Origin of the sequence: Arthrobacter sp. 3Tela_A, assembly GCF_049311025.1 — a bacterium.
Taxonomy (GTDB): Bacteria; Actinomycetota; Actinomycetes; order Actinomycetales; family Micrococcaceae; genus Arthrobacter_B.
In genome coordinates this window covers 1-22,936 of sequence record NZ_JAXIOM010000025.1, presented here as the reverse complement: position 1 = coordinate 22,936, position 22,936 = coordinate 1, and the positions used below count along the sequence as shown (strand labels likewise).

Genomic DNA, 22,936 nt, shown 5'->3' with positions numbered 1-22,936 from the left:
TGACCGCAGCATCAAAGGAGAAGCCCATGGCTGAGCACAACATTCCGGAAAACCTGCCCACGCACCTCCAGCACTTCATCAACGGTGAGTTCGTGGATTCGGTCAACGGTGCCACGTTCGACGTGCAGGAACCGGTATCGAATGAAAACTACGCCACGGTTGCTTCAGCGCAGCCGGAAGACGTCGACCGCGCGGTGGCCTCCGCCAAGGACGCCTTCAAGAACGGCCCGTGGTCCACCATGCTGCCGCGGGAGCGGTCCCGGGTGCTGCACAAGATCGCCGACATCGTCGAATCACGAGATGAAGAACTCGCCCTCCTTGAGAGCTACGACTCCGGCCTGCCCATCACCCAGGCCAAGGGCCAGGCCCGCCGTGCAGCCGAGAACTTCCGCTTCTTCGCAGACCTCATCGTTTCGCAGGAAGACAACGCGTTCAAGGTGCCGGGACGCCAGATCAACTACGTGAACCGCAAGCCGATCGGCGTCGCCGGCCTGATCACCCCCTGGAACGTTCCGTTTATGCAGGAATCCTGGAAGCTTGCCCCGGCCATCGCCACCGGCAACACCGTAGTCATGAAGCCGGCCAGCTACACCCCGCTCTCCGCTGTGCTGTGGCCGGAGATCTTCCGTGAGGCAGGCCTGCCGGACGGCGTCTTCAACCTGATCTTCGGGTCCGGCAGCGTCGCCGGCGACTACCTCGTGAAGCACCCCGATGTGCCGATCATTTCCTTCACCGGCGACAGCTCCACCGGCGCCACCATCTCCACTGCAGCCGCGCCCCAGTTCAAGAGCCTCTCGCTCGAGCTCGGCGGCAAGAGCCCGGCCGTCGTCTTCGCCGACGCGGACCTCGAGGCTGCCCTTGATGCCACCGTCTTCGGAGTGTTCAGCCTGAACGGCGAACGCTGCACCGCCGGCAGCCGTGTGCTCGTCCAGCGTGAGATCTACGACGACTTCGTGGCCGCCTTCGCCGAGCGCGCGAAGAACATCCGGGTGGGGCTTCCGAGCGACCCCGCCACCGAGGTTGGTTCACTCGTGCACCCGAACCACTTTGACAAGGTCATGAGCTACATCGAGATCGGCAAGACCGAAGGCCGTCTCCTGGCCGGCGGCGGCCGGGCCGAGGGCTTCCCCACCGGCAACTACGTGGCACCGACCGTCTTCGCCGACGTGAAGCCGGACGCGCGGATCTTCCAGGAGGAAATCTTCGGCCCCGTCGTGGCGATCACCCCCTTCGACACCGACGAAGAGGCGCTTCAGCTCGCGAACGACACCAAGTACGGGCTCGCCGCCTACGTCTGGACCTCGAACCTGAAGCGCGCACACAACTTCGCACACGCGATCGAGTCCGGCATGGTGTGGCTGAACTCCAACAACGTGCGCGACCTCCGCACCCCGTTCGGCGGCGTCAAAGCCTCCGGCCTCGGACGCGAGGGCGGTTACCGCTCTGTTGACTTCTACACCACGCAGCAGTCGATCCAGATCACCCTCAACGAGGCCCACTCCCCGCGCTTCGGCGCAGACGACGCCGCCAAGATCGACGCCTAGATCCCCCCGCACTCTGTTCGAAGGAGAACCCATGAACGCCAACCCCATTCCCAAGCCGTCCATCAACCCGCCGGACATCGTCCGCTGCGCCTACATGGAACTGGTGGTCACCGACCTGGCCAAGTCCCGCGAGTTCTACGTGGACGTCCTGGGCCTGCACGTGACCGAAGAAGATGAGAACGCCATCTACCTGCGCTCCCTCGAGGAGTTCATCCACCACAACCTGGTGCTGCGCAAGGGACCCGTCGCCGCCGTCGCGTCCTTCGCCTACCGCGTGCGCACCCCGGAAGACGTGGACATCGCTGAGGCCTACTACAAGGAAATGGGCTGCCGCACCGAGCGCCGCGCCAACGGCTTCACCAAGGGCGTGGGCGACTCCGTCCGCGTGGAAGACCCGCTGGGCTTCCCGTACGAGTTCTTCTACCACGTTGACCACGTGGAGCGCCTGACCCAGCGCTACGACCTCTACTCGGCCGGCGAGCTCGTCCGCCTGGACCACTTCAACCAGGTCACCCCGGATGTCCCCCGCGGCCGCGCCTACCTGGAGAACCTGGGCTTCCGCGTCTCCGAGGACATCAAGGATTCCGACGGCGTGACCTACGCTGCGTGGATGCACCGCAAGCACACCGTGCATGACACCGCCCTCACCGGCGGCGACGGCCCCCGCATGCACCACGTCGCGTTCGCGACGCATGAGAAGCACAACATCATCCAGATCTGCGACAAGATGGGCGCCCTGCGCATCTCCGACCGGATCGAGCGCGGCCCCGGACGCCACGGCGTCTCCAACGCGTTCTACCTCTACATCCTGGATCCGGACGACCACCGCATCGAGATCTACACCCAGGACTACTACACCGGCGACCCGGACAACCCCACCATCACCTGGGACGTGCACGACAACCAGCGCCGCGATTGGTGGGGCAACCCCGTGGTTCCGTCCTGGTACACCGAGGCCTCCCTGGTCCTGGACCTGGATGGCAACCCGCAGGAAGTCATTGCCCGCACCGAGTCCTCCGAAATGGAAGTGACCATCGGCGCTGACGGCTTCTCCTACACCCGCGGCGACGCCACGGACTTCAAGGTCGGTTCGCAGCTCTAGGGTTTCGCGTTCGAAGTAAGCACCGCGTACGACGGCGGGAGGGACAGCTTTAGCTGTCCCTCCCGTTTTCGTTGGGCTGCGGCCCCCGGGCCTGCCCGCCCTTCCCACGTTCTGTTACTGCTGTCACCGGGTGTGACCACTCCTGGCAACAACTGTCACGGAGAGTGGGAAGGGCGGGCACGGTAGCCGCGCGTGGCGGGCCATCCCGCTCCTGGTATCAGGATCCGGGGGTAACCGCAGCGACGCAGAAAGGCCAAGCTGACCGGCCCAGTGTTTTTATTCCATCACCGGTTCCGCTCCGTTTTGTGGCATTCGCTCCGGTTTGCGGGGCCGAATCTGTCCCAAACCGGAGCGAACCCGGAGTCCCGCGCCCGCCCTTCCCACGTTCTGTTACTGCTGTCACCGGGTGGGACCACTCCTGGTAACAACTGTCACGGAGAGTGGGAAGGGTGGGCACGACACCGTCATCGCGGCGGCCGGAGCTGGCGAACGACGGCGGGAGGGACGGCTTTTGGCTGTCCCTCCCGTTTTCGTTAAGGTTCGGGGTGCGGCAGGCCCCAGCCTCAGCGAGCGTTGAAGCCCGCATCCACGGGGAGGGTAACACCGGTGATGTACCGGGCGTCGTCGCTCACCAGGAAAGCAACCGCGTTGGAGATATCCCTCGCCTCGACCCAGGGAACAGGAATAAGGTTCTGAACGGCGTCGCCGCTTCCCGGGTTGTCGGCGAACAGTTTCTCGATGATCGGATTCTGGATCATTTTGGTCGCCACTCCCGTCGGGTGGATCGAGTTGACGCGGATGTTCTGCGGGCTCAGCCAGTTGGCGAACGATCTCATGAGCCCCACGACTCCGTGTTTGGCGGCGGCATAACCGGTTCCGCCGGCACCACCGTTGCCTCCGGTTCCCTTGAGTCCCTGGGTGGAACTTGTCAGCACGATGGACCCCGCCTGCTTGGTGATGAGGCTTGGCACAGCAGCCATCACCGTGTTGTAGACACCTGTGAGGTTGACATCGACTACATCGGCAAAAGGCTGCTCACGATCGCCGCTCAGTCCCAGGGGAGCGATGCCCGCATTAGCCAGGATGATGTCGATGGGTCCGATAGCAACTTCGCCTTCCTTCACCGCCTTCTCGAGGGCGGCGAGATCACGGACGTCAGCCTGCTGGGCGAAGATGCGGCGGTCGAGAGCTTCGACGAGGCGCACTGTTTCGTCCAGGTCTTCGGGGGTGGCCATGTCATATTCGACTGACGCGATCTGGCTGCAGATGTCGACAGCAATGATGTCGGCACCCTCCTCCGCCAGCTTGAGAGCGTGGCTTCGGCCCTGGCCCCGTGCCGCACCGGTGATGAACGCAACTTTTCCGTCGAGCTTGCCCATGAGGGACTCCTTCATCCGTCGTCTGGTCAAGAAACACCATTGATTCCTGACTGCGGCTCACAAGCTACATGCGTTGTCCCCCAGTTGGGAGAGTAGTTTCGACGCCGGGGCAGCGCGGCAAACCGGGGTGCACCGCCACCCCGGGCACGGCCCACCGCGGGGCTGGTCCGCCCGGCCCACATCGGCCATACTTACGGCCTGGCTTCCCTCCACCATCTCCAGGAGCACCCATGGGCAAGGTCGTTCTGAACAGCACGGTGTCACTCGACGGGTTTATCGCTGATGCGCAGGACCAGCCCGGATCGCTGTTCGAGTGGCTGCTCGGCGGGGACGTGCCGCTGGATGAGAGCGGACTCCTGAAGGTTTCGCAGGTGTCCTTCGACCACACCCGGCCATACTGGGATTCAATCGGCGCGACCGTCGTCGGGCGGCACGTGTTCGACCTGACAGAAGGCTGGGGCGGACAGCCTCCGGGCGGCGTTCCGCATGTGGTGGTCGTTACGCATCGGCCGCCGCCCGACGGCTGGGACCGGGAAGCGCCGTTCACCTTCGCCGGCAGCATCCAGGAGGCCATGAAACGGGCGCAGGACCTCGCCGGAGACCGGGTGGTGGAGGTGGCAGCGGGCGACGTCGGCGGGCAGGTGTTCGCTGCAGGGCTGGTGGACGAGGTGCGGATGGACATGGTCCCCGTGGTCCTCGGCGCCGGGAAACGCTACTTCGGCGCGGTGCACGCCGAACACCTGCTGCGGGACCCGGACGTGGTGCTGCAGGGCAGCCGGGTGCTGCACCTGTGCTACCCGGTGCGCCGCTAGCGCCGCCGGTGCCGTTCGAGGTCTTAGCGTCTGGGTGCAGCAGGGCCGGTGGTGGAGCGGACAACAAGCCGGGGCGGGTGCACCAGTCCGGACGGTTCACGGTTCTCCAGGCGTGCCGCGGCGCAGGCGACGGCAGCTTCGGCCAGCAGCGGCGCCTGCTGGCTGACGCTGGTCAGCTGCACGTGGCTCAGGCGGGCAAGCTGGCTGTCGTCATAACCGGTCAGCGAGAACTCTTCGGGAACACTGAGCCCGGAGCGGCGCACTGCCTCCAGCACACCCAGGGCGCAGCGGTCATTGAACACCACGACGGCGCTCGGCAGCTCTCCTGCCAGCAGTTCCCCGCCGGCGCGCAGGCCGTCCTCTTCACCGGCTCCGCCGCGGAGGACACGGATGTCGGCGGCTAACCCATGCGCTGCCATCGCGTCCCGGTAGGCGCTGCTGCGCTCGGCAGCGGACACGGCGCCGGACCCGTCAATGTGGACAATCCTCCGGTGCCCCAGGCCCACGAGATGATCAACGGCGGCCCGGATCCCGGCGCCGTCGTCGCTCCGGACCCGGTCAACGCCGTTCACCTCCGCCGGGCTGAGCAAGGTCACCACCGGCAGCCGGCGGGCGTGGCCGGCCAGCCCGTCAGCCGGCGTTGACGGGGCAATCATCAGCAGCGCTTCCACCCCCAGGTCCAGAAGGGATTCGACCGCCCGGGCTTCGGACCGCTGCGGGCTGACAGCGCTGAGCGCCAGCTCAAACCCGGCGTCCTCTGCCGCGGCATACACCGATTCCACTACCTCGGCATGGAACGGTTCGGCCAGCGTGAAGGTCACGCCCAGCAGCCGGGTGCGGCTGCTCCGCAGCAGGCGTGCCCGGGAATCGGGGCGGTATCCCAATGAGCGGGCCACTTCCTGCACACGGTCCCGGGTGGCTTCGCTTGCCCCCGGGGCGCCGCGCATCACGATGGACGCCAGGGCGCGGGACACTCCTGCCTCGGCCGCGACGTCGGCGAGCGTCACCCTGCGCCCGGGCCGGGCGGCTGCTTCCGGCATGCTGTGTCCTCCGTACGTCAGACCTGGCTAGCAGGCGTCTTATAACTGCCGGCTACCTGTCCGGCTGAACCCATACTAGAACGATCTAGACACAGCCGCCTGCACGTGCCAGAGTATGGTCAACGATCCCCCTAGATCGATCTAGTCCCCACAAAACCGACTGCCCAATCCACTTCGCAGGAGCACCCATGGCCTACGTTCCCCAACGCACCGAAGAGTCCACACCGGTGCGGCTCGCCCTGATCGGCTCCGGCTGGATGGGCGCTTTCCACGCCGAGACCGCCGCCACGAGGCTTGGCGGGGTGCAGCTCGAAGCCATCGCGGATCCGGCTCTGGCCTCCGCCGTCGAACTTGCAGAGCGCCTGGGCGTCGCAAAGGTGACGGCGGATCCCACCGATGTGCTGGCTGATCCGGCGGTCGACGGCGTTATCATCGCAGCGCCGGCACGGTTCCACGCATCCCTTATCTCCGCCGCAGCAGCGGCAGGAAAGCACGTGTTCTGCGAGAAGCCCGCTGCTACCAGCCTGGCCGAGCTCGACTCGGCGCTGGCCGCGGTCCGGGATGCCGGCGTCGAACTCCAGATCGGCTTCAACCGCCGGTTCGCACCCGACTTTGCCGCCGCCAAAAACGCGTTGGACGCGGGCACCGTAGGGACACCGCGCCTGCTGCGCTCCCTTACCCGGGACCCCAACAACGCCGATGCCCTGCCCGGCGCAGAGCGGACTCCGCCGTGGACGATCTTCCTCGAGACACTGATCCACGACTTCGACACCCTGAACTGGTTCAACGAAGGCGCCGTGGCCGAAGAGGTCCAGGTGATGGCCGATGCCCTGGTGGAACCCTCCCTCAGGGACACCGGCTTTCTGGACACCGCGGTGGTGACCATCCGGTACAGCAACGGAGCCATTGCCGTGGCCGAGGCGAACTTCAGCGCCCTCTATGGCTATGACGTGCGGGGCGAAGTCTTCGGCTCCGCCGGGATGGTCCAGGCCGGTTCACTGCAGCAAACTGCCGCCACCAGCTACACGGCCGCCGGCTACGGCGGGGCCACGCCGCGGCTGAACGTTGAGCTGTTCGCCGGGGCCTACACCACGGAGATTGCAGCGTTTGCGGACACCATCCGCAGCCGCCGGAACGGCATCCAGGCGCCGGGACCGGCTGCCCCCGGCGGTGCCGACGCCCGTGCTGCACTGGCCCTGGCGCTGGCCTGCATCGAAGCGGTGAAGACGGGCGCACCCGTGAGGCTGGAATCCTCCCGGCCTGCCGCCGTCGCCGCCGGGGAGGGGACGCGGTGAGCGCGCCTGAACCGCAGGAAACCGCCGGATTCCGGCTGGCCGTATGCGCGGAGATGGTGTTCCTTGACCTGCCGATGGCCGAGCGGGTCCGGCGGATCACCGATGCCGGCTTCGACGTCGAGCTCTGGGATACGCGCACGCACGACGTCGCCGGGCTGGCTGCCAGCGGAGCCGTTTTCTCCTCCATGACCGGCTATTCGGCCGGCAGCCTGATTGATCCGGACACTTCCGCCGATGTTGTCCGCACGGCGGAGGAGCTGATTCCCACTGCGCTGGAACTGGGGGTCAGCCGCATGGTGGTCCACCCCGCCCGGCTGATCGACGGAAAGGCGGCCACCCCTGCCTACCGGGCCTCCGGAGCCATGTGGCTTACCGCGGTACGGACGCTCGAGAAACTCGGTGACCTGGGAGCCCGGCACGGCATTGTGTTTGCGCTCGAGAACCTGAACACCATCGTCGACCATCCCGGGATTCCGCTGGCCCGCGCGAAGGACACCCTGGCACTGGTCGAAGCCGCAGCGCATCCGAACATCAAGATGATGCTGGATCTGTACCACGCGCAGATTGGGGAGGGGAACCTGATCGATTTGCTCGGCCGCGCCCTTCCGCATGTCGGCGAGATCCAGGTGGCGGACGTGCCGGGACGCTGCGAACCCGGCACCGGAGAAATCAACTACCCCAACATCGCCCGGATGCTGGAGTCGTCCGGCTACACGGGGACGGTCGGGATGGAGGCGTGGGCCGAATCGGACAGCGCGCTGGCCCTGGACCGTTTCCGTGAGGCATTTACGGTCCGGCGGACCGTTTCCCCGGCGCTGGCCTAACCCGGCCCGCTAACCCGGGGCCGCAGGCACCGGCTATACCTCCACCTTCACCGGTGCCCCGGTCTCCAGTGAAAGCTGCGCGGCGTCGGCCACCCGGGAGGCAGCAACAGCGTCCTCGGGCGGGCACGGATTCTCCCGCTCCCCCAGGATCAGTTCCACGAACGCGAGCATCTCGGCGCGGTAGGCCGCATCAAACCGCTCAGCGAAGGCGGCGTGCGGCGGTCCGGCGGGAAGCACCACGCCGGACTCGGCCGAACGCATGGCCAGCCGGTCATCCAGGCCCACCATCACGGAGGACCGCGACCCCTGAAGCTCCAGCCGCACATCATGCCCGGCCCCGTTGTAACGGGTGGCCGCCACCGTGCCCACCGTGCCGTCGTCGAGCGTCACGACGGCGAGCGCTGTGTCCACATCCCCCACCGCCCCGATGGCGGGGTCGCCGTTGTTTGACCCGCGTGCGTAGACCTCGGTGATTTCCCGGCCGGTGAGCCAGCGCAGCACGTCGAAGTCGTGCACGGAGCAGTCGCGGAACAGGCCGCCGGACGTCGCCAGGAATCCCACCGGCGGCGGAGCCATGTCCGCAGTGACTGCCCGGAAGGAATGCAGCCAGCCCAGTTCCCCTGCCTCGAACTGCCGCTTGGCTTCCAGGTAGCCGGCGTCGAACCGGCGCTGGTGTCCCACCTGCACCACCCCGCCGCGGTCCCGGATGAACTCCAGTACCGGCAGGGCCCCGGCAACGCTGGCGGCCACCGGTTTCTCTACGAACACCGGGATGCCGGCGTCCACCCCGGCCCGGATGAGATCCGGATGTGTCGCTGTTCCGGTCGCGATCACCAGCCCGTCGATGCCGGCCCCGAACATCGCGCGGAGATCAGGCAGGAACCCGGCCCCGGCGGAAGCTGCCACTGCTCGCCCGTGCTCGGCCGCGACGTCGGTAATAAGCAGCCGGACGTCCAGGCTTTTATGCCGCAGCGAGGCGATGTTCGCGGCATGCATGGCACCGATCCTGCCGGCACCGGCCAGGCCCAGGGTCAGCGTACCCACGTTCAGCCGCGGGTGGTTTCGGCCTGCGCGACCTCGGCCTCGACTTCCGCCAGCACGTCGCTGTGGCTGCCGAGGGCTTCGAGTTCATGTGCGAGTTCGCTCAGTTCCGCGCCGCCGGCCATCTGCCCGGTGAGCTCTTCCAGCGTGATGTCCTTCTTGTTGTAGTACCCAATGGACTTGCCGCGCTTGAGCAGGAGGAACCGGTCCCCCACCGGATACGCGTGGTGCGGGTTGTGGGTAATGAAGATGACTCCCAGCCCGCGGTCCCGGGCCTGCAGGATGTAGCGGAGCACCACACCGGACTGCTTCACGCCCAGCGCCGCGGTGGGCTCATCCAGGATCAGCACCTTGGCCCCGAAGTACACGGCGCGCGCAATGGCAACACACTGCCGCTCACCGCCGGAGAGCTGGCCAATGGGCTGTTCGACGTCGCGCAGGTCGATCCCCATCTCCTGCAGCTCATGCTTGGTGATCCGCTTCATCTCTTCCACATCCAGCCGCCGGAACGGCCCGGATCCCTTGGTCAGTTCCGAGCCGAGGAAGAAATTGCGCCAGATAGGCATCAGGGACACCACGGCCAGGTCCTGGTACACCGCGGCGATACCGGCGTCCAGTGCCTCCCGCGGGGAGCTGAGGTGCCTGGGTTCGCCGAAGATGCTGAACGTGCCTTCGTCGTGCTTGTGCAGCCCGGCGATGATCTTGATCAGCGTCGACTTCCCGGCACCGTTGTCCCCCAGCACGCAGGTGACCCGGCCGGCGTCGACCGCCATGGTCACATCCCGCAGGGCGATGATGTTGCCGTAGTGCTTGCCCACGCCGTCCAGTTCCAGAAGGTGCACCGGAGTGCTGGTCAGCGGGTCCTTCTGGTCCTTCAGCAGCGCGTCCTGGCTGATCCCGTTGTTTTCCATGGCTTTTCCGTCCTAAAAATTGCGGGAAGTTGCGGTTACTGCTGCTCGGCGCGGCGCTTGACCATCAGGTTCACGATTGTGGCCAGCAGCAGCATCAGGCCCAGGAAGAACTTGAACCAGTCCGGGTTCCATTCGGCATAGACAATGCCCTTGTTCGCCATGCCGAAGATGAACGCGCCGATCGCTCCGCCAATTGCAGAGCCGTAGCCGCCGGTTAGCAGGCATCCGCCAATCACAGCGGCAATGATGTAGAGGAATTCGTTGCCCACGCCTTCACCGGACTGCACCGTGGAGAAGGCGAACAGGTTGTGCATGCCCAGGACCCAGGCGCAGAAGCCGACCCCCATGAACAGCCCGATCTTGGTGCGCACCACCGGAACGCCGACGGCGCGGGCTGCGTTGGCGTCACCGCCGGCGGCGAAGATCCAGTTCCCTACCCGTGTGCGCAGCAGGATCCAGGAGGCAACGGCCACCATGGCAATCCAGATGAACACGGTGATCTTCACGTCGATGCCGCCGATGTTCACGGAGGAGGCGAAGATGGCGCGCGCTGACTCGAAGCCGTCCATGCTGGCGATCGACGGCGTGGAGACGCTGCCGCCGATGGCACGGGTCAGGCCGAGGTTCAGTCCGGTCAGCATGAGGAAGGTGGCCAGCGTGACGATGAAGGAGGGGAGCTTGGTCTTGATCAGGATCCAGCCGTTGATGAACCCGACGCCCAGGGACATGGCCAGCGCCAGCACCACGCCCACCCACACGTTGGTGGAGAAGTACCAGCTGAAGAGCGAGGCCATCAGGGCGGAGCTGATCACGGCGACGCCGGTGGAGAGATCGAATTCACCGCCGATCATCAGCAGCGAGACGCCCACGGCCATAATGCCGATGGTGGATGCGCCGTACAGGACCGTCGCGATCGAGCCCGGCTGCAGGAACACCGGTGCCACGGCGGAGAAGAATACGAAGAGTGCGACGGCGCCGACCAGGGCCCCGATTTCGGGGCGGCCGAGCAGCCGGCTCAGGGTGCTTTTTTTGCCTACCCGTTCATCCGCGGCGGGAGGAGTTGCCGTAAGGGTCATGTCAGTTCTCCTTGGCGCTGCGGCGGAGCACACAGTCCTCCGCCGCAGCTTGGGGGTGGATTAGCGTACGCCCTGCTCGGCGAACTCCAGCACGTCGGTGGCGCTCTGCTGGTCAACGATGGTGGGCCCGGTCAGCACCGGCTGCCCGCCGCCGATCTTGAAGCCGCCGCGCACGCTCTGCCAGAGGGCATCGATCGATCCGTAGCCCTGCAGCCACGGCTGCTGGTCGACGGTGAAGATCACTTCACCGTCCGCGATTTTCTGCGCCATCTCCGAGTTCATATCGAAGGACGCAACCTTTGCATCGCTGCCGGCTGTTTCGACGGCCTGCAGGATGGTCAGGGTGTACGGGGCGCCGAGGCCAATAACGACGTCGGCGGCGTCCGTGGCCTGCAGCTTGGCAGTGACGGTGGACTGGACCTGGGTCATGTCGGTGCCCTGCACGTACAGGATTTCCGTTGCCGGGATGATGGACTTCACACCCGCACAGCGGTTCTCCAGGCCCACGTGGCCCTGCTCCTGGATGACGCAAATGGGGTTCGTGTACCCGTCAGCCGAGAGCCGTTCGCCGACAGCCTCGCCGGCCAGGACCTCATTGGAACCAAAGTGAGTGAAGGCACCGAGTTCGGCGGAACGGTCTTCGCCGGCGTTCAGGCTCACCACCGGGATGCCGGCGTCCGCTGCCTTCTTCAGGGCCGATGCCAGGGCATCCGGCTTGGCGAGGGTAACGGCAATGCCGTCCACACCCTGATCCACGGCCTGCTCGATCAGCTGGGCCTGGCGGCCGCCTTCCGGGTCGGAGAGGTACTGCAGCTCAACGTTGTCCTTGGCGGCTGCCTCTTCGGCGCCCTTGCGGACAATGTCCCAGAAGGTGTCCCCGGGTGCTGCGTGGGTGATCAGTGCGATGTTCATGCGTTCGGTCCCGGCAACCTCGCCGCCGGCCTCGGAATCAGCTTCGGGTTCACGCCCTCCGCTGCTGGAGCAGGCAGCCAGTGCCAGCATGGGAACCAATACTGACGCAGCGGCAAATCTTCGCCAGGAATGCTTGTGTGACACGAGAATCTCCTTTGTCTTCCGTGAACCGGCCCCGGCGAGGCCGGTGGGCGTCCCGGGCACCATCGCCCGTAACTGCCCCTCGGGCATAAGCATGGTGACGGGCATCACAAAAGTCAACAGTATGTCAGGACATATTCACAATAGGACGCCCTGGGGCCCTTTCGGTGGACCCGGAATCCGGCAAACCGCAAAACCCCTCCGCGATTCGGGCCGCCACTGCTACGATCAACCAAAAGACAGATTGTCCTGTCATTTAGACCAGCCCGGCGCTATATAAACCGACCGGCAAAGGAGGAACTGCCGTGGAACTCAACATCCCCATCGACAGGTCCTCCCCCGTGCCCCTCTACCACCAGGTGGTACAGGGCATTGAAGCCGCCATCCGCAGCGGAACCCTGGAATCCGGCTCGCGGCTGGAGAATGAAATCGAGCTGGCCAGCCGGCTGAACCTCTCCCGCCCCACCATGCGCAAGGCCATGGATGAACTGGTCCGCTCCGGGCTGCTGGTCCGCAAGCGCGGCGTTGGAACGCAGGTGGTTTCCAGCCAGGTCCGGCGCAACCTGGAGCTTTCCAGCCTCTTTGACGACCTGCAGCGCACCGGCCAGAAACCAGCCACGGAGGTCCTGGAGTTCCGGCACGGCAAGGCGGACACCGCCGTCGCCCGCTCCCTGGACCTGCCCGCCGGGGTGAACGTCTACCACTTCACGCGGCTGCGCAGTGTTGACGGCAAGCCGCTGGCGCTGATGGAGAACTGGGTCCGGGACGACATCACCGAGATAACCGAAGACGGGCTCCGCCGCCACGGCCTTTACCAGCTCCTGCGCGACGCCGGCGTGAACTTTCGGCTGGCCAGCCAGCGCATCGGCGCCGTCGTCGCCGATGAACGGCAGGCCAGGCTGCTGACTGCCGAGCCGGGGTCGGCTTTGGTGACCATGGAACGCACCGCAGTCGACGACGCCGGACGCAGCGTGGAAACCGGGCACCACGTGTACCGCGCCGATTCCTACAGCTTCGAAATGACACTCGTTCAGCGCTAAGGATCCTCAGCTCCAGCGGAAGGAAAGCAGCATGGCCGAATCATCACAGTGGGTCTATCCGCTGGGCAGCGCCGGAGACGGCACCTGGGACATCTCGCTCGGAGCCGGGGACACCGCCGTCCGCCCGGCCGGCTGGGAGCACACGGGCCTCAAGACAGCCCGGCTGCAACCCGGGGAAGCCGTGAAACTCAGCGCTGAAGCCGAGGAACGGATCATCATTCCGCTCGAAGGCGCTCTTTCGGTGAGCGTGGACGGCACCGAGTACCAGCTGCGCGGCCGCTCCTCTGTCTTCGCCGGCCCGTCGGACGTGCTCTACACCGGCGTGGACACCGCCGTCGTGGTTTCCGCACCGGAAGGCGGGCGCGTAGCCGTGGCCCTGGCACCGGCCCGTGCCGGTTACCCGGTGCGCCTGATCCGGTCCGAAGATACCCCGGTGGAGCTGCGCGGGGCCGGGAACTGCTCCCGCCAGGTGCACAACTTCGGCACACCGGCAGCTCTGGAGGCCGACCGCTTTATTGTCTGCGAAGTCCTCACCCCGGCCGGGAACTGGTCCTCCTATCCCCCGCACAAGCACGACGAGGAGAAGGACGGCGAAACCAGCCTCGAGGAGATCTACTACTTCGAGACCCGCCCCTCCGCCGGCGCGCCGGACGGCACGGATCCGGTGGGTTACGCCCGCGTCTATGCCTCCGATGAACGCCCCATCGATGTCACCGCCGAGGTCCGCACCGGCGACGTGGTCCTGGTGCCCTACGGCTGGCACGGTCCGGCCATGGCTGCGCCGGGCTACGACCTGTACTACCTGAACGTGATGGCCGGACCGGGCCGGGTGCGCGAATGGCTGATCAGCGATGACCCGCACCACGGCTGGGTCCGCAGCACCTGGGAGAACACGCAGATCGATCCGCGGCTGCCCTTCTAGGGTTCAGTGCGCCGCCACGGTCCCGCCGCGGGGGGGGCGCAGTTCTGCGGGGTCCCCGCGGCGGAACTGCTCTTCGAGCTCTTCGAGTGACTTGCCGCGGGTTTCAGGAAGGTAGAGCTTCACAAAGATCACGGCCAGCACACCAATCGAGGCGAACATAAAGAACGTCGCGGAGATCCCGATCCCCTGAGTGAGAATCGGGAAGCTGAACCCCACGGCGAAATTCACCATCCACAGCACGAACGCCGTTGACCCCATGCCGAGGCCGCGGATCTTCAGCGGGAAGATCTCCGAAAGCATCAGCCAGGTTACCGGCGAAATCGCACCCTGCTGGAAGGCCAGGAAACTGACCGTGAGGGCCAGGATTACAAAGCCGCGGCCGGTGCCTTCGGGCAGGATCAGTGAGAACAGTCCGATCAGGGCGAGGGCTACGATGGTTCCGATCTGCCCGACCATCAGCATGGGACGGCGCCCCACGCGGCCCAGCAGCCAGATGCCCACGAACGTGGCAAGGACTGAGATAACACCGTTGGCTATGTTGGCCGTAAGGGCCGCTTCAGTCCCGAACCCGGACTGCTTCAGGATCTCCGTGCCGTAGTACATGATCGAGTTCACGCCGGTGACCTGCTGGCAAATGGCCACTCCGACGCCGATCAGGAAAATGCGCCGCATCCACGGCACACCCAGATCCCGGAAGGAGCCCTTCTTTGCTTCATAGTCTTCCCGGGCCAGCTGCCGGACTTCATCAAACTCCTTGCGTGCCACTGCGGCCGTGCGGATCTTCTTCAACACCTCGAAGGCCTCGGGGAAACTGCCGATCGACGCGAGCCAGCGCGGACTTTCGGGCACCCGCAGCATTCCCAGCCACAGCGCAATCGCCGGCAGGGTGGCGAGGAAGAGCATCCAGCGCCAGATGTGCAGTTCATCGGACCAGACGTTGCCAAGTACAGCGTTGACGATAAACGCCAGCAGCTGGCCGCTGACAATCATCAGCTCGTTCCGGGTCACCATCTGGCCGCGGCGGTCTGCCGGGGACATCTCGGCCAGGAAGACCGGCACCATTGCAGACGCGCCGCCCACGGCCAGGCCGAGCACAAACCGGAACGGAACCATCACCTCCACGTTCGGCGCGAAGGAGACACCCAGGGTGCCGATGAGGAACACGGCCGCAAGAGCCATGATCATCCGCCGCCGTCCGTAGCGGTCCGAGAGCCGCCCGCCAGCGAGCGCCCCGAAGGCCGCTCCAAAGAGCAGTGCGCTCGTGACCATGCCGGTGGTCAGGGGGGTCAGTCCCAGGTCATCTTCCATAAACGGAAGCGCGCCGTTGATGACGCCGGTGTCGTAGCCAAACAGCAGCCCGCCCAGGGTGCTGACCGCCGTGATCCGCTTGAGTGCCTTCTCTGACTTGCCGTCAGCCCCGGCTGCGGAAGACGCGGCGTCGTCTGCCTTCAAAGTGCCCATGATGTGTCCTCTCCGTTACCGGCCTCAGGCGAAACTGCCGGCAAATTCCTTCATGGTCTGCAGCTGGTAGCGCGAGACTTCCAAGGCGTTCTCATCCTCGCCAAACACGCTGGAGACCATCACGGTCTCCGGGCGGTCCAGGAACCCGTTCTCCGCCAGGCCGCCGAAGAACTCCTGCCAGTCCACGTCGCCGTCGCCTATCTTCAGGTGCTGGTGCACCCGCACGGCGTTGCCCGGCGGGTTGGTGATGTAGCGCAGCCCGTGGGAAGCGTGGTGGTCCATGGTGTCCGCGACGTGCACTACGCGCAGCCGGTCTCCCGCTGCGGCCATGATCCGGGCCGGGTCGTCTTTCATATGGAAGGTATGGGCTGCGACGTAGACGAATCCGAGGTTCGGGGAGTTCACCCCGCGGATAACCCGCAAGGCTTCCAGCCCTTCCTCAACGAAGTCGTCCGGGTGCGGGTCGATGGCCACGTGGATGCCTTCGCGCTCAAAGACCGGCACCAGTTCCTCCATGGAGCGGTAAAACGCCGCTTCGGATTCCTCCGGCTGTTCCGGCCGGCCGCTGAATTCGGTGTTCATCTGCTCCACGCCAAGGTCGACGGCGATCTGCACGGCACGCTTCCAGTACCGTACGGCTGCCTCCCGGAGGTTCTCATCCGGAGAGGACCAGCGCAGGACCGGCAGGATGGAAGCGACCTCGACGTCGGCCTCAGCGCAGGCCTTTCGAAGGTCAGCAACCAGTGCGTCGTCAGCTTTGGGGTGCCGGAAGAACGGCAGCACGTCCGGGTGCGGGGTGAGCTGAAGATACTTGTAACCCAGCTCGGCGGCGAGCTGGGGGAACTCCAGCACGGAGTGGCTGGAGTGGAAGGGTGTGGGGTCCAGGGCAATCTTCATTGATGGGTCCTTCGCGGGGGTTTAGCTGTACAGGGCGGGCTTGGTGTTCAGCTGCACCGGGACCTTGGCTCCGGTGCGCTGCGCTTCGACGCCTGCTTCGCAGCACGCCGCCGTGGCGTACCCGTCCCAGGCGCTGGGCCCGCCAATCCGGTCCTGGAGCGCTGCATCCACCCAGGCCTGGATTTCGACGTCGTACGCGGCGGCGAACCGTTCTTCGAAGCCCGGGGCGACCTTTCCTCCCCACCGCCCCTGTGTGCGGACGCTGGGACCGGAATCCCCGCCGATGCTGACAACCCCTGACTCAAAGGACGCCTGCGTGGCAACCTCGTACCCGTACTGGGCATTGACGTAGATTTCCACGTCGGCGAGCACCCCTGATTCGGTTTCGAGGAGGACATGCTGCGGGTCGTGCTGCCCTGCCGGGGCATTGCGGGTCGGCTTGCCCATCCGTACCTGGACGGAGGTGATCTCTTCCCCGGTGAAGAACCGGACGGCGTCGAATTCGTGCACCACGGAGTCATTGATGAGCATCTCGTTGGTGAATCCGGCGGGGGTGGAGGGGTTGCGGTGCTGGTGGTGGAGCACCAGCAGCTCGCCGAGCTCTCCGCTGCGGATGAGTTCCCCCAGCTGCGCGTATTCGGCGTCGAACCGGCGCATGAACCCTACCTGGATCCGCTGCCGGCCCAGCTTTTCCTCGGCCTGGACCACTTTCCACGCTGACTCTGCGTCCGGGGTCAGCGGCTTCTCGCACAGGATCGGCACATCCCTGGCCAGAGCGGCGTGGAGGATGTCCTCGTGCAGGAAACCCGGCGTGGCGATGAGCACCGCGTTGATGTCCGGATTCTCAAGCGCTTCCCGGGCATCGGCGAGCGCCACGGCGCCCGGAATCCCGGCGATCGCTGCGTTGGCCCGGTCCAGCGCAATGTCAACGACGGCTGCCACCTCGGCACCGTGGATACGCCGGTGGATGCGCTGGATGTGGTCAATTCCCATGCGGCCGGCACCGATGACGGCAACGCGGAGGTTCTGGCTCATTGTCTGTCTCTCTCTAACTAGTGAACGCGGGTCCGGGACCCGCAGGAAAGCAGGTAGCTGCGTGTGCGTTTGGCGATGGGAAGCGGGATGCCGAAGTCCGCCACCGGGTACATGTCCTGTTCCACAATCCCGAACACCGGCCGGTCCAGGCCTTCGACGGCGCTGATGACCTGCGCCAGGTCGGGCAGGCCATTCGGCGGTTCGGTCATAACCCCGGCGAGGTTCGCTGCAGCCCAGGTGAGGTTCTGCTCCCGGACGGCCTGCAGCACGGCAGGGTCGATCTGCTTCAGGTGCAGATAGCCAATGCGTTCGGGGTACTTGGCGATCAGCTCCAGACTGCTGGCGCCGCCGTATTCCGCGTGACCTGTGTCCAGGCAGAGGGTGACCAGCTGGGGGTCTGTGTTCTGCAGGAACCGTTCGATGTCCGCCTGGCCGCAGACATGTGAGTCTGCGTGTGAGTGGAACTGCTGCTGCAGTCCGTACTCCTCGGCCAGGACCTTGCCCAGGCGGTTGTGCCCGTCAAACAGGTCATTCCACTGGTCCGGGCTGAGCTGGCCGTTCTCCACCGGTTCGCCGGTGACATCGTCGCGCCACATGGCCGGGATGACCACAATATGCTCGCCGCCGATCGCCGCGGTCAGTTCAGCGACTTTCCGCGCAGGTTCCCAGGCGATGTCCCACTGGTCAACACCGCGGTGGAAGGCAGTGAACACCGTTCCAGCGGAGACCGAGAGGCCGCGGGCTTTCAGCTCGTCGGCGAGCCGGGACGGGTCGGTGGGCAGGTAGCCGTAGGGGCCAAGTTCGATCCAGCGGTATCCGGCTTCGGCAACCTCGTCCAGGAAACGCTGCCAGGGAATCTGCTTCGGGTCCTCGGGAAACCAGACACCCCATGAGTCGGGGGCGGTGCCGATGATCAGTTTGTTTTCAACGTCGCTCACGTTCGAAGTCCTTTCAGCCGAGGAACGGCTTTTGCTCTTTCTTATGGCTGGCATAGGTCTCGTAAGCGGCCTGCGTCGATTCCAGGCTGGAGACCCCGGAGACGGGAACGTCCCACCAGGATTCAGAATCCGGCGCGTCCAGCAGCGGATCAGACTCAACGTGGATCAGCACGGGACCGGTCCCTTCCGGCTCGGCCTTGGCTTTGGCGACGGCCGCTTCGAGGTCCTCGATGACACCTTGTCCGGGTTCCACACGGATTACACGAACACCCAGGGATTCGGCATTCGCAGCGAGATCCACGGGCAGCACCTCGCCGTCGTCAAACGTGTGCCGTTTTTTGTCCAGCGTCCGGTATTTGGTGCCGAACCGCTGAGAGCCGAGAGACTCGGACAACGCTCCGATGGAGGCGTAGCCGTGGTTCTGGATCAGCACCACAATGAGCTTGAGGCCCTCAGCCACAGCGGTGACCAGTTCGGTGTGCATCATCAGGTAGGACCCGTCCCCCACCATGACTACGACGTCGCGCGGCTGGCTTCCTGCTGTTCCCTCCTGCGCACGGTGAGCCTCGTCCACGGCCGCGCGTTTTACGCCCAGCCCGCCGGGGATTTCGTAGCCCATGCAGGAATAGGCATACTCCACGTGGTAGCCGAACGGGTCCCTGACCCGCCACATCTTGTGCAGGTCACCCGGGAGCGATCCCGCCGCGCAGACCACCACGTCCCGGGGATCCATGGCCCGGTTGACCGCGCCGATGATCTCATTCTGGCTGGGCAGCGGCGTGTGTCCGGATCCAAATGCGTCGTCGACGGTCTGGTTCCAGCGCTTCTTCTCTGCAGCCATCCGGTTCGCCAGGTCTCCGGACACCCGGTACCCGGAGAGGCTTTGGCTGAGTTTCACCAGCGCTTTCCGGGCATCGGCCACGATGGGCAGGCTGGTTCCCTGCTTGTACGCGTCGAGTGCGGCCACGTTGATGTTGATGAACCGCACGTCCGGGTGCTGGAACGCGGTGCGCGACGCGGTGGTGAAGTCCTCGTACCGGGTCCCGATCCCGATGATCAGGTCAGCGTCGCGGGCGAGGGCGTTAGCCGCAGTGGTGCCGGTGGAGCCCACCGCACCGAGGCAGTACGGGGCATCCCAGGGAAGGGACCCCACGCCGGCCTGGGTGTAGGCCACCGGAATACCGGTGAGCTCCGCGAACTCTGCCAGCGCGCTTCCCGCGAAGGCGTACAGGACACCGCCGCCGGCGATGATCAGCGGGCGCTCCGCGGAGCGGATGAGCTGTGCCGCGCGGCGGATGTCTGCATCTTCGGGTTCCGGCCGCCGGATCCGCCATTCCCGTTCAGCGAGGAATTCGCCGGGAACATCCAGGACTTCGGCCTGCACGTCCTGCGGCAGCGAAATGGTCACTGCTCCGGTCTCGGCCGGGTCGGTGAGCACCCGCAGTCCGTGGAACAGTGCAGAAAAAAGCTGCTCCGGCCTGCTGACCCGGTCAAAGTACTTCGAGAGCGGGCGGAAGGCATCATTGACGGTGACGTCGTAGGCCTCGGGGCGTTCAAGCTGCTGCAGCACGGGATCCGCTGCCCGGGTGGCGAAGGTGTCCGACGGCAGCAGCAGCACCGGAAGCCGGTTGGTGGTGGCAAGTGCGGCTCCGGTGAGCATGTTGGTAGCTCCGGGGCCGATCGAGCTGGAGACTGCGAAGGCAGCACGCCGCCGGGAGTGGCGGGCGTAGCCCACGGACTGGTGAACCTGGGCCTGTTCGTTCCGGCCCTGGTAATACGGCATAAGGGTGGGATCCTGGACCTGCCACTGCTTCAGGGCCTGTCCCACTCCGGCAACGTTGCCGTGGCCGAAAATCCCGAACATTCCGGGGATCAGCCGTTCGCGGTACTCACCCTCACCGGCGTCGTCGGTGGTGTACTGCCTGCCCAGGAACTCTACGACCGCCTGGGCCACGGTCATTCTGCGGTGGGACATCAGCTGGGGATCTCCTGTCGGGTGCGGGTTTTCAGCAGGGATGCGGCGGCGGCCACGGCTTCGCGGACGGTGCCTTCCCTGGGGTAAAGCAGCGTGCGGCCAACGGTCAGGCCCTGCACTCCGGGCAGGCGCAGCGCAGCGCCCCAGGTCGCGTAGATTTCCTCCGGGCTGCCGGCGGGATCTCCGCCCAGCAGCACGGTGGGCATGGTGGTGGCGGCCATGACCCGTTCCATGTCCTGGACCACGGGCAGTTTCATCCAGGTGTAGGCGCTGGTGGATCCCAGACCTGACGCGACCGCGACTGACTTCACCACGGCGTCGGTGCTGAGGTCATTGCGGATGCTGCCCTTGTTCCAAACTGAGATGAACGGCTCCACCATGGCTATCAGCCGGCGTTCGGCCAGGGAATCGATGGCCTTGGCGGCTGACTCCAGGGCTCCGGCGGTTGCGGGGTCGCCCAGGCAAATCCGCAGCAGCAGCTTCCCGCCGGTGGCACCCAGCTCCGACAGCGCCTCGGCAGTGTGGCCGGTAAACCTGTCATCCACCTCGTTGACGTAACCCGCCAGGCCTCCGCGGTTCATCGAGCCGAACAGCAGCTTCCCGTCCAGCGCTCCGAGCAGGAGCAGATCGTCCATAATGTCCGGGCTGGCCAGGACACCGTCCACGGCGGGGTTGGCCAGTGCTTCGCGCAGCCGGTCCAGCAGGTCGCGGCGGTCCGCCATCGCCGTCGGGTTCTCCCCTACGGCAAGGGCACCGCGCGCCGGATGGTCCGCAGCGACAATGAAGTTCTGTTCCCCGAGCTTGATGCCCGGGTGCGGACGGCGGGCCGCTGCTGCACGGGCCACGGCTCCGGGATCTTCCAGCCGCAGCCGGGAGAGGTGCTGGTAGCGGTGCGGGTTGTCATCGAAGCCGTTCACCGGGCTGCCTCCGCTGCTTCTGGCAGACTGCGGCCGCGCTCGGTGAGCAGCGAGAGAACTTCCTCCGGCGTGGGCATGGCATCGGCGCAGGAAAGGCGGGAGGCCACAATCGCACCCGACGCGTTGGCGTAGTCCAGTACGGCTTCCAGCGGCCAGCCGGAGAGCAGTCCGTGGCAGAACGCTCCGCCGAACGCATCTCCGGCTCCCAGGCCGTTCAGTGTCTGCACCGGCACCGGCGCCGAAACAGCCCGCCCGGTGCGGGTCTTGGCCATCACGCCGTCGGCACCAAGCTTGACGACGGCGATCTCGACTCCCGCCTCCAGCAGCCTGTCCGCCTGTTCATCCGGGGTACCTGGTCCCACGGCGACGGCGCATTCGGCCTCATTGCCGATCGCCACAGTGACGTGCGGGAGGATCCGGGCAACCTGGGCGCGGGCTTCCGCTTCCGAATCCCAGAACATGGGGCGGTAGTCCAGATCCAGCACCGTGTACTGGCCCGGCTTCAGTCCCTGGCGCGGGCGCGCCTCGTGGGCTGCCACGTGGGCGGAGCGGCTGGGCTCCTGGCACAGACCGGTCACCGTGGTCCAGAAGATGCCGGCATCTTTGATGGCCTGCAGGTCGAGTTCCCCGGCGGAGATCTGCAGGTCGGGTGCAGTGGGGAACCGCCCGTAGAAGTAGAGGGGGAAGTCGTCCGGGGGCTGAATGGAACAGAACGTAGCCGGGGTCTGCAGTCCCGGGACCGAGGCAACGAATCCGGCGTCGACCCCGAACTTTGCGAGCTCCCGGCGCAGGTAGGCTCCGAACGGGTCCTCCCCGGTCCGCGTGATGACCGCACTGCTGCGGCCGTGCCGCGCCGCGGCCACTGCAACGTTGGAGGGTGAACCTCCAAGGTACTTTCCGAATGTCTTTACGTCGGCCAGTCCCACCCCGACGTCGTCGGGGTAAATGTCGACGCTGATCCGTCCCATGGTAAGCAAATCGTGAGCCACAACAGGTCCTCAGCCTTTCTGTTCGGGGCGGTATGCGGCCTGCTCGTCCCCACGGAACCCAGCCTGCCTGTGAGCCATAACACATCCCAACTCTGCCCGAGGCGCCATGTCCTGTCAATGCTTTGTACTGACATACTTACATTTGCCTTTCTTCAGTATCGAGAGGGTGCGGAGCCGCACTGGAGAAGTGGACCCTGTACGCAGCCCGCCGCAGGTGCTCTGCTGGAAAGCACCCCACCGTCGAAGGAGAATCCCATGCGCGGCGTAGTAATGCATGCACCCGGAGATGTCCGGGTGGAAAACCGGCCCGATCCCACCATCGAAGAACCCACCGACGCCGTCATCCGGCTCGCGGCCACCTGCATCTGCGGATCGGACCTCTGGCCGTACCGCGGGGTCGAAGACGTCAGCAAGTCCTCCCCCATGGGCCATGAGTACATCGGCTGGGTGGAGGAGGTCGGCTCCGGGGTGCGGACCCTCAAGCCCGGGGACTTCGTTGTCGGGTCCTTCTGGGCATCGGACAACACCTGTGAAATCTGCCGGGCCGGTTACCAGAGCCGCTGCGTCAACGCCGTTCCCATGGGAATGCTGGGGACTCAGGCACAGTTCGCCCGGATTCCGCTGGCCGACGGCCCCTTGGTCCCCCCACGGCCCCCCCCCCCCCCCCCCCCCCGCGCCCCGGGGG

At 65.9% G+C, this 22,936-nt stretch carries 21 protein-coding genes; 8 read left to right on the top strand and 13 right to left on the bottom strand.

Going from position 1 to position 22,936, the window contains the following annotated elements:
* The first annotated feature begins 26 nt into the window (after positions 1-26).
* Entirely contained in the window at positions 27-1,544 is a 1,518-nt protein-coding gene (hpaE, locus tag TVC13_RS09190) for a 5-carboxymethyl-2-hydroxymuconate semialdehyde dehydrogenase (RefSeq protein WP_422400910.1), read from the top strand.
* A gap of 31 nt (positions 1,545-1,575) precedes the next feature.
* The gene (hpaD, locus tag TVC13_RS09185; RefSeq protein WP_422400909.1) at positions 1,576-2,646 is read left to right on the top strand and encodes a 3,4-dihydroxyphenylacetate 2,3-dioxygenase; all 1,071 of its coding nucleotides are present in this window, start codon (positions 1,576-1,578) and stop codon (positions 2,644-2,646) included.
* Between the two features lie 563 nt (positions 2,647-3,209).
* Here the strand turns inward: hpaD and TVC13_RS09180 are convergent.
* A complete protein-coding gene (locus TVC13_RS09180; RefSeq protein ID WP_422400908.1) occupies positions 3,210-4,025 on the bottom strand; it encodes a mycofactocin-coupled SDR family oxidoreductase in 816 nt (271 codons plus the stop codon).
* 230 nt (positions 4,026-4,255) lie between these two features.
* On the opposite strand from TVC13_RS09180, the gene TVC13_RS09175 reads away from it, so the two are divergent.
* Positions 4,256-4,837 (top strand): dihydrofolate reductase family protein, encoded by a 582-nt coding sequence (locus tag TVC13_RS09175; RefSeq protein ID WP_422400907.1) that lies wholly within the window; start codon positions 4,256-4,258, stop codon positions 4,835-4,837.
* Positions 4,838-4,860: 23 nt separating this feature from the next.
* Here the strand turns inward: TVC13_RS09175 and TVC13_RS09170 are convergent, their stop codons facing one another.
* Entirely contained in the window at positions 4,861-5,877 is a 1,017-nt protein-coding gene (locus tag TVC13_RS09170; protein WP_422400906.1) for a LacI family DNA-binding transcriptional regulator, read from the bottom strand.
* Between the two features lie 188 nt (positions 5,878-6,065).
* On the opposite strand from TVC13_RS09170, the gene TVC13_RS09165 reads away from it, so the two are divergent.
* Together TVC13_RS09165 and TVC13_RS09160 are read left to right on the top strand one after the other, a co-directional pair.
* Positions 6,066-7,172 (top strand): Gfo/Idh/MocA family oxidoreductase, encoded by a 1,107-nt coding sequence (locus tag TVC13_RS09165; protein ID WP_422400905.1) that lies wholly within the window; start codon positions 6,066-6,068, stop codon positions 7,170-7,172.
* 53 nt (positions 7,173-7,225) lie between these two features.
* A complete protein-coding gene (locus tag TVC13_RS09160) occupies positions 7,226-7,996 on the top strand; it encodes a TIM barrel protein (protein WP_422400934.1) in 771 nt (256 codons plus the stop codon).
* Between the two features lie 33 nt (positions 7,997-8,029).
* On the opposite strand, the gene TVC13_RS09155 is transcribed toward TVC13_RS09160, so the two are convergent.
* Genes TVC13_RS09155 through TVC13_RS09140 form a run of 4 tightly spaced genes read right to left on the bottom strand, consistent with a single transcriptional unit; the run spans position 8,030 to position 12,026 of the window.
* A complete protein-coding gene (locus TVC13_RS09155; protein ID WP_422400904.1) occupies positions 8,030-9,040 on the bottom strand; it encodes a Gfo/Idh/MocA family oxidoreductase in 1,011 nt (336 codons plus the stop codon).
* Between the two features lie 2 nt (positions 9,041-9,042).
* Positions 9,043-9,948, bottom strand: coding sequence for an ATP-binding cassette domain-containing protein (locus TVC13_RS09150; protein ID WP_422400903.1), 906 nt, complete (start codon positions 9,946-9,948; stop codon positions 9,043-9,045).
* Between the two features lie 35 nt (positions 9,949-9,983).
* Complete coding sequence (locus TVC13_RS09145) at positions 9,984-11,024, bottom strand: ABC transporter permease (RefSeq protein ID WP_154579664.1); 1,041 nt, start codon at positions 11,022-11,024, stop codon at positions 9,984-9,986.
* A gap of 60 nt (positions 11,025-11,084) precedes the next feature.
* The gene (locus TVC13_RS09140; RefSeq protein ID WP_422400933.1) at positions 11,085-12,026 is read right to left on the bottom strand and encodes a substrate-binding domain-containing protein; all 942 of its coding nucleotides are present in this window, start codon (positions 12,024-12,026) and stop codon (positions 11,085-11,087) included.
* 356 nt (positions 12,027-12,382) lie between these two features.
* Here TVC13_RS09140 and TVC13_RS09135 point away from each other — a divergent pair, with 356 nt between their 5' ends.
* Together TVC13_RS09135 and iolB are read left to right on the top strand one after the other, a co-directional pair.
* Positions 12,383-13,117: a GntR family transcriptional regulator gene (locus TVC13_RS09135; RefSeq protein ID WP_326831724.1), complete on the top strand. Its 735-nt coding sequence runs from the start codon at positions 12,383-12,385 to the stop codon at positions 13,115-13,117.
* Positions 13,118-13,148: 31 nt separating this feature from the next.
* Entirely contained in the window at positions 13,149-14,039 is an 891-nt protein-coding gene (gene iolB / locus TVC13_RS09130) for a 5-deoxy-glucuronate isomerase (RefSeq protein WP_422400902.1), read from the top strand.
* 3 nt (positions 14,040-14,042) lie between these two features.
* Here the strand turns inward: iolB and TVC13_RS09125 are convergent, their stop codons facing one another.
* Genes TVC13_RS09125 through iolC form a run of 7 tightly spaced genes read right to left on the bottom strand, consistent with a single transcriptional unit; the run spans position 14,043 to position 22,251 of the window.
* Positions 14,043-15,500 carry a sugar porter family MFS transporter gene (locus TVC13_RS09125; protein ID WP_422400901.1) on the bottom strand — a complete coding sequence of 486 codons (1,458 nt, stop codon included), beginning with the start codon at positions 15,498-15,500 and terminating at the stop codon, positions 14,043-14,045.
* 24 nt (positions 15,501-15,524) lie between these two features.
* Complete coding sequence (locus TVC13_RS09120) at positions 15,525-16,397, bottom strand: sugar phosphate isomerase/epimerase family protein (RefSeq protein WP_422400900.1); 873 nt, start codon at positions 16,395-16,397, stop codon at positions 15,525-15,527.
* A gap of 21 nt (positions 16,398-16,418) precedes the next feature.
* Positions 16,419-17,432, bottom strand: a complete 1,014-nt coding sequence (locus tag TVC13_RS09115) for a Gfo/Idh/MocA family protein (RefSeq protein ID WP_154579668.1) — start codon at positions 17,430-17,432, stop codon at positions 16,419-16,421.
* 17 nt (positions 17,433-17,449) lie between these two features.
* Positions 17,450-18,370 (bottom strand): sugar phosphate isomerase/epimerase family protein, encoded by a 921-nt coding sequence (locus tag TVC13_RS09110; protein WP_422400899.1) that lies wholly within the window; start codon positions 18,368-18,370, stop codon positions 17,450-17,452.
* A 13-nt stretch (positions 18,371-18,383) separates the two neighbouring features.
* Positions 18,384-20,330 (bottom strand): 3D-(3,5/4)-trihydroxycyclohexane-1,2-dione acylhydrolase (decyclizing), encoded by a 1,947-nt coding sequence (iolD, locus tag TVC13_RS09105; protein ID WP_422400932.1) that lies wholly within the window; start codon positions 20,328-20,330, stop codon positions 18,384-18,386.
* 14 nt (positions 20,331-20,344) lie between these two features.
* The gene (locus tag TVC13_RS09100; protein WP_422400898.1) at positions 20,345-21,262 is read right to left on the bottom strand and encodes a Cgl0159 family (beta/alpha)8-fold protein; all 918 of its coding nucleotides are present in this window, start codon (positions 21,260-21,262) and stop codon (positions 20,345-20,347) included.
* Positions 21,259-22,251, bottom strand: coding sequence for a 5-dehydro-2-deoxygluconokinase (iolC, locus tag TVC13_RS09095; RefSeq protein WP_422400897.1), 993 nt, complete (start codon positions 22,249-22,251; stop codon positions 21,259-21,261). Before iolC ends, TVC13_RS09100 begins: the two co-directional genes overlap by 4 nt.
* Positions 22,252-22,506: 255 nt before the next feature.
* Here iolC and TVC13_RS09090 point away from each other — a divergent pair.
* A partial coding sequence (locus tag TVC13_RS09090; protein ID WP_422400896.1) for an alcohol dehydrogenase catalytic domain-containing protein occupies positions 22,507-22,936 on the top strand: 430 nt, incomplete at its 3' end.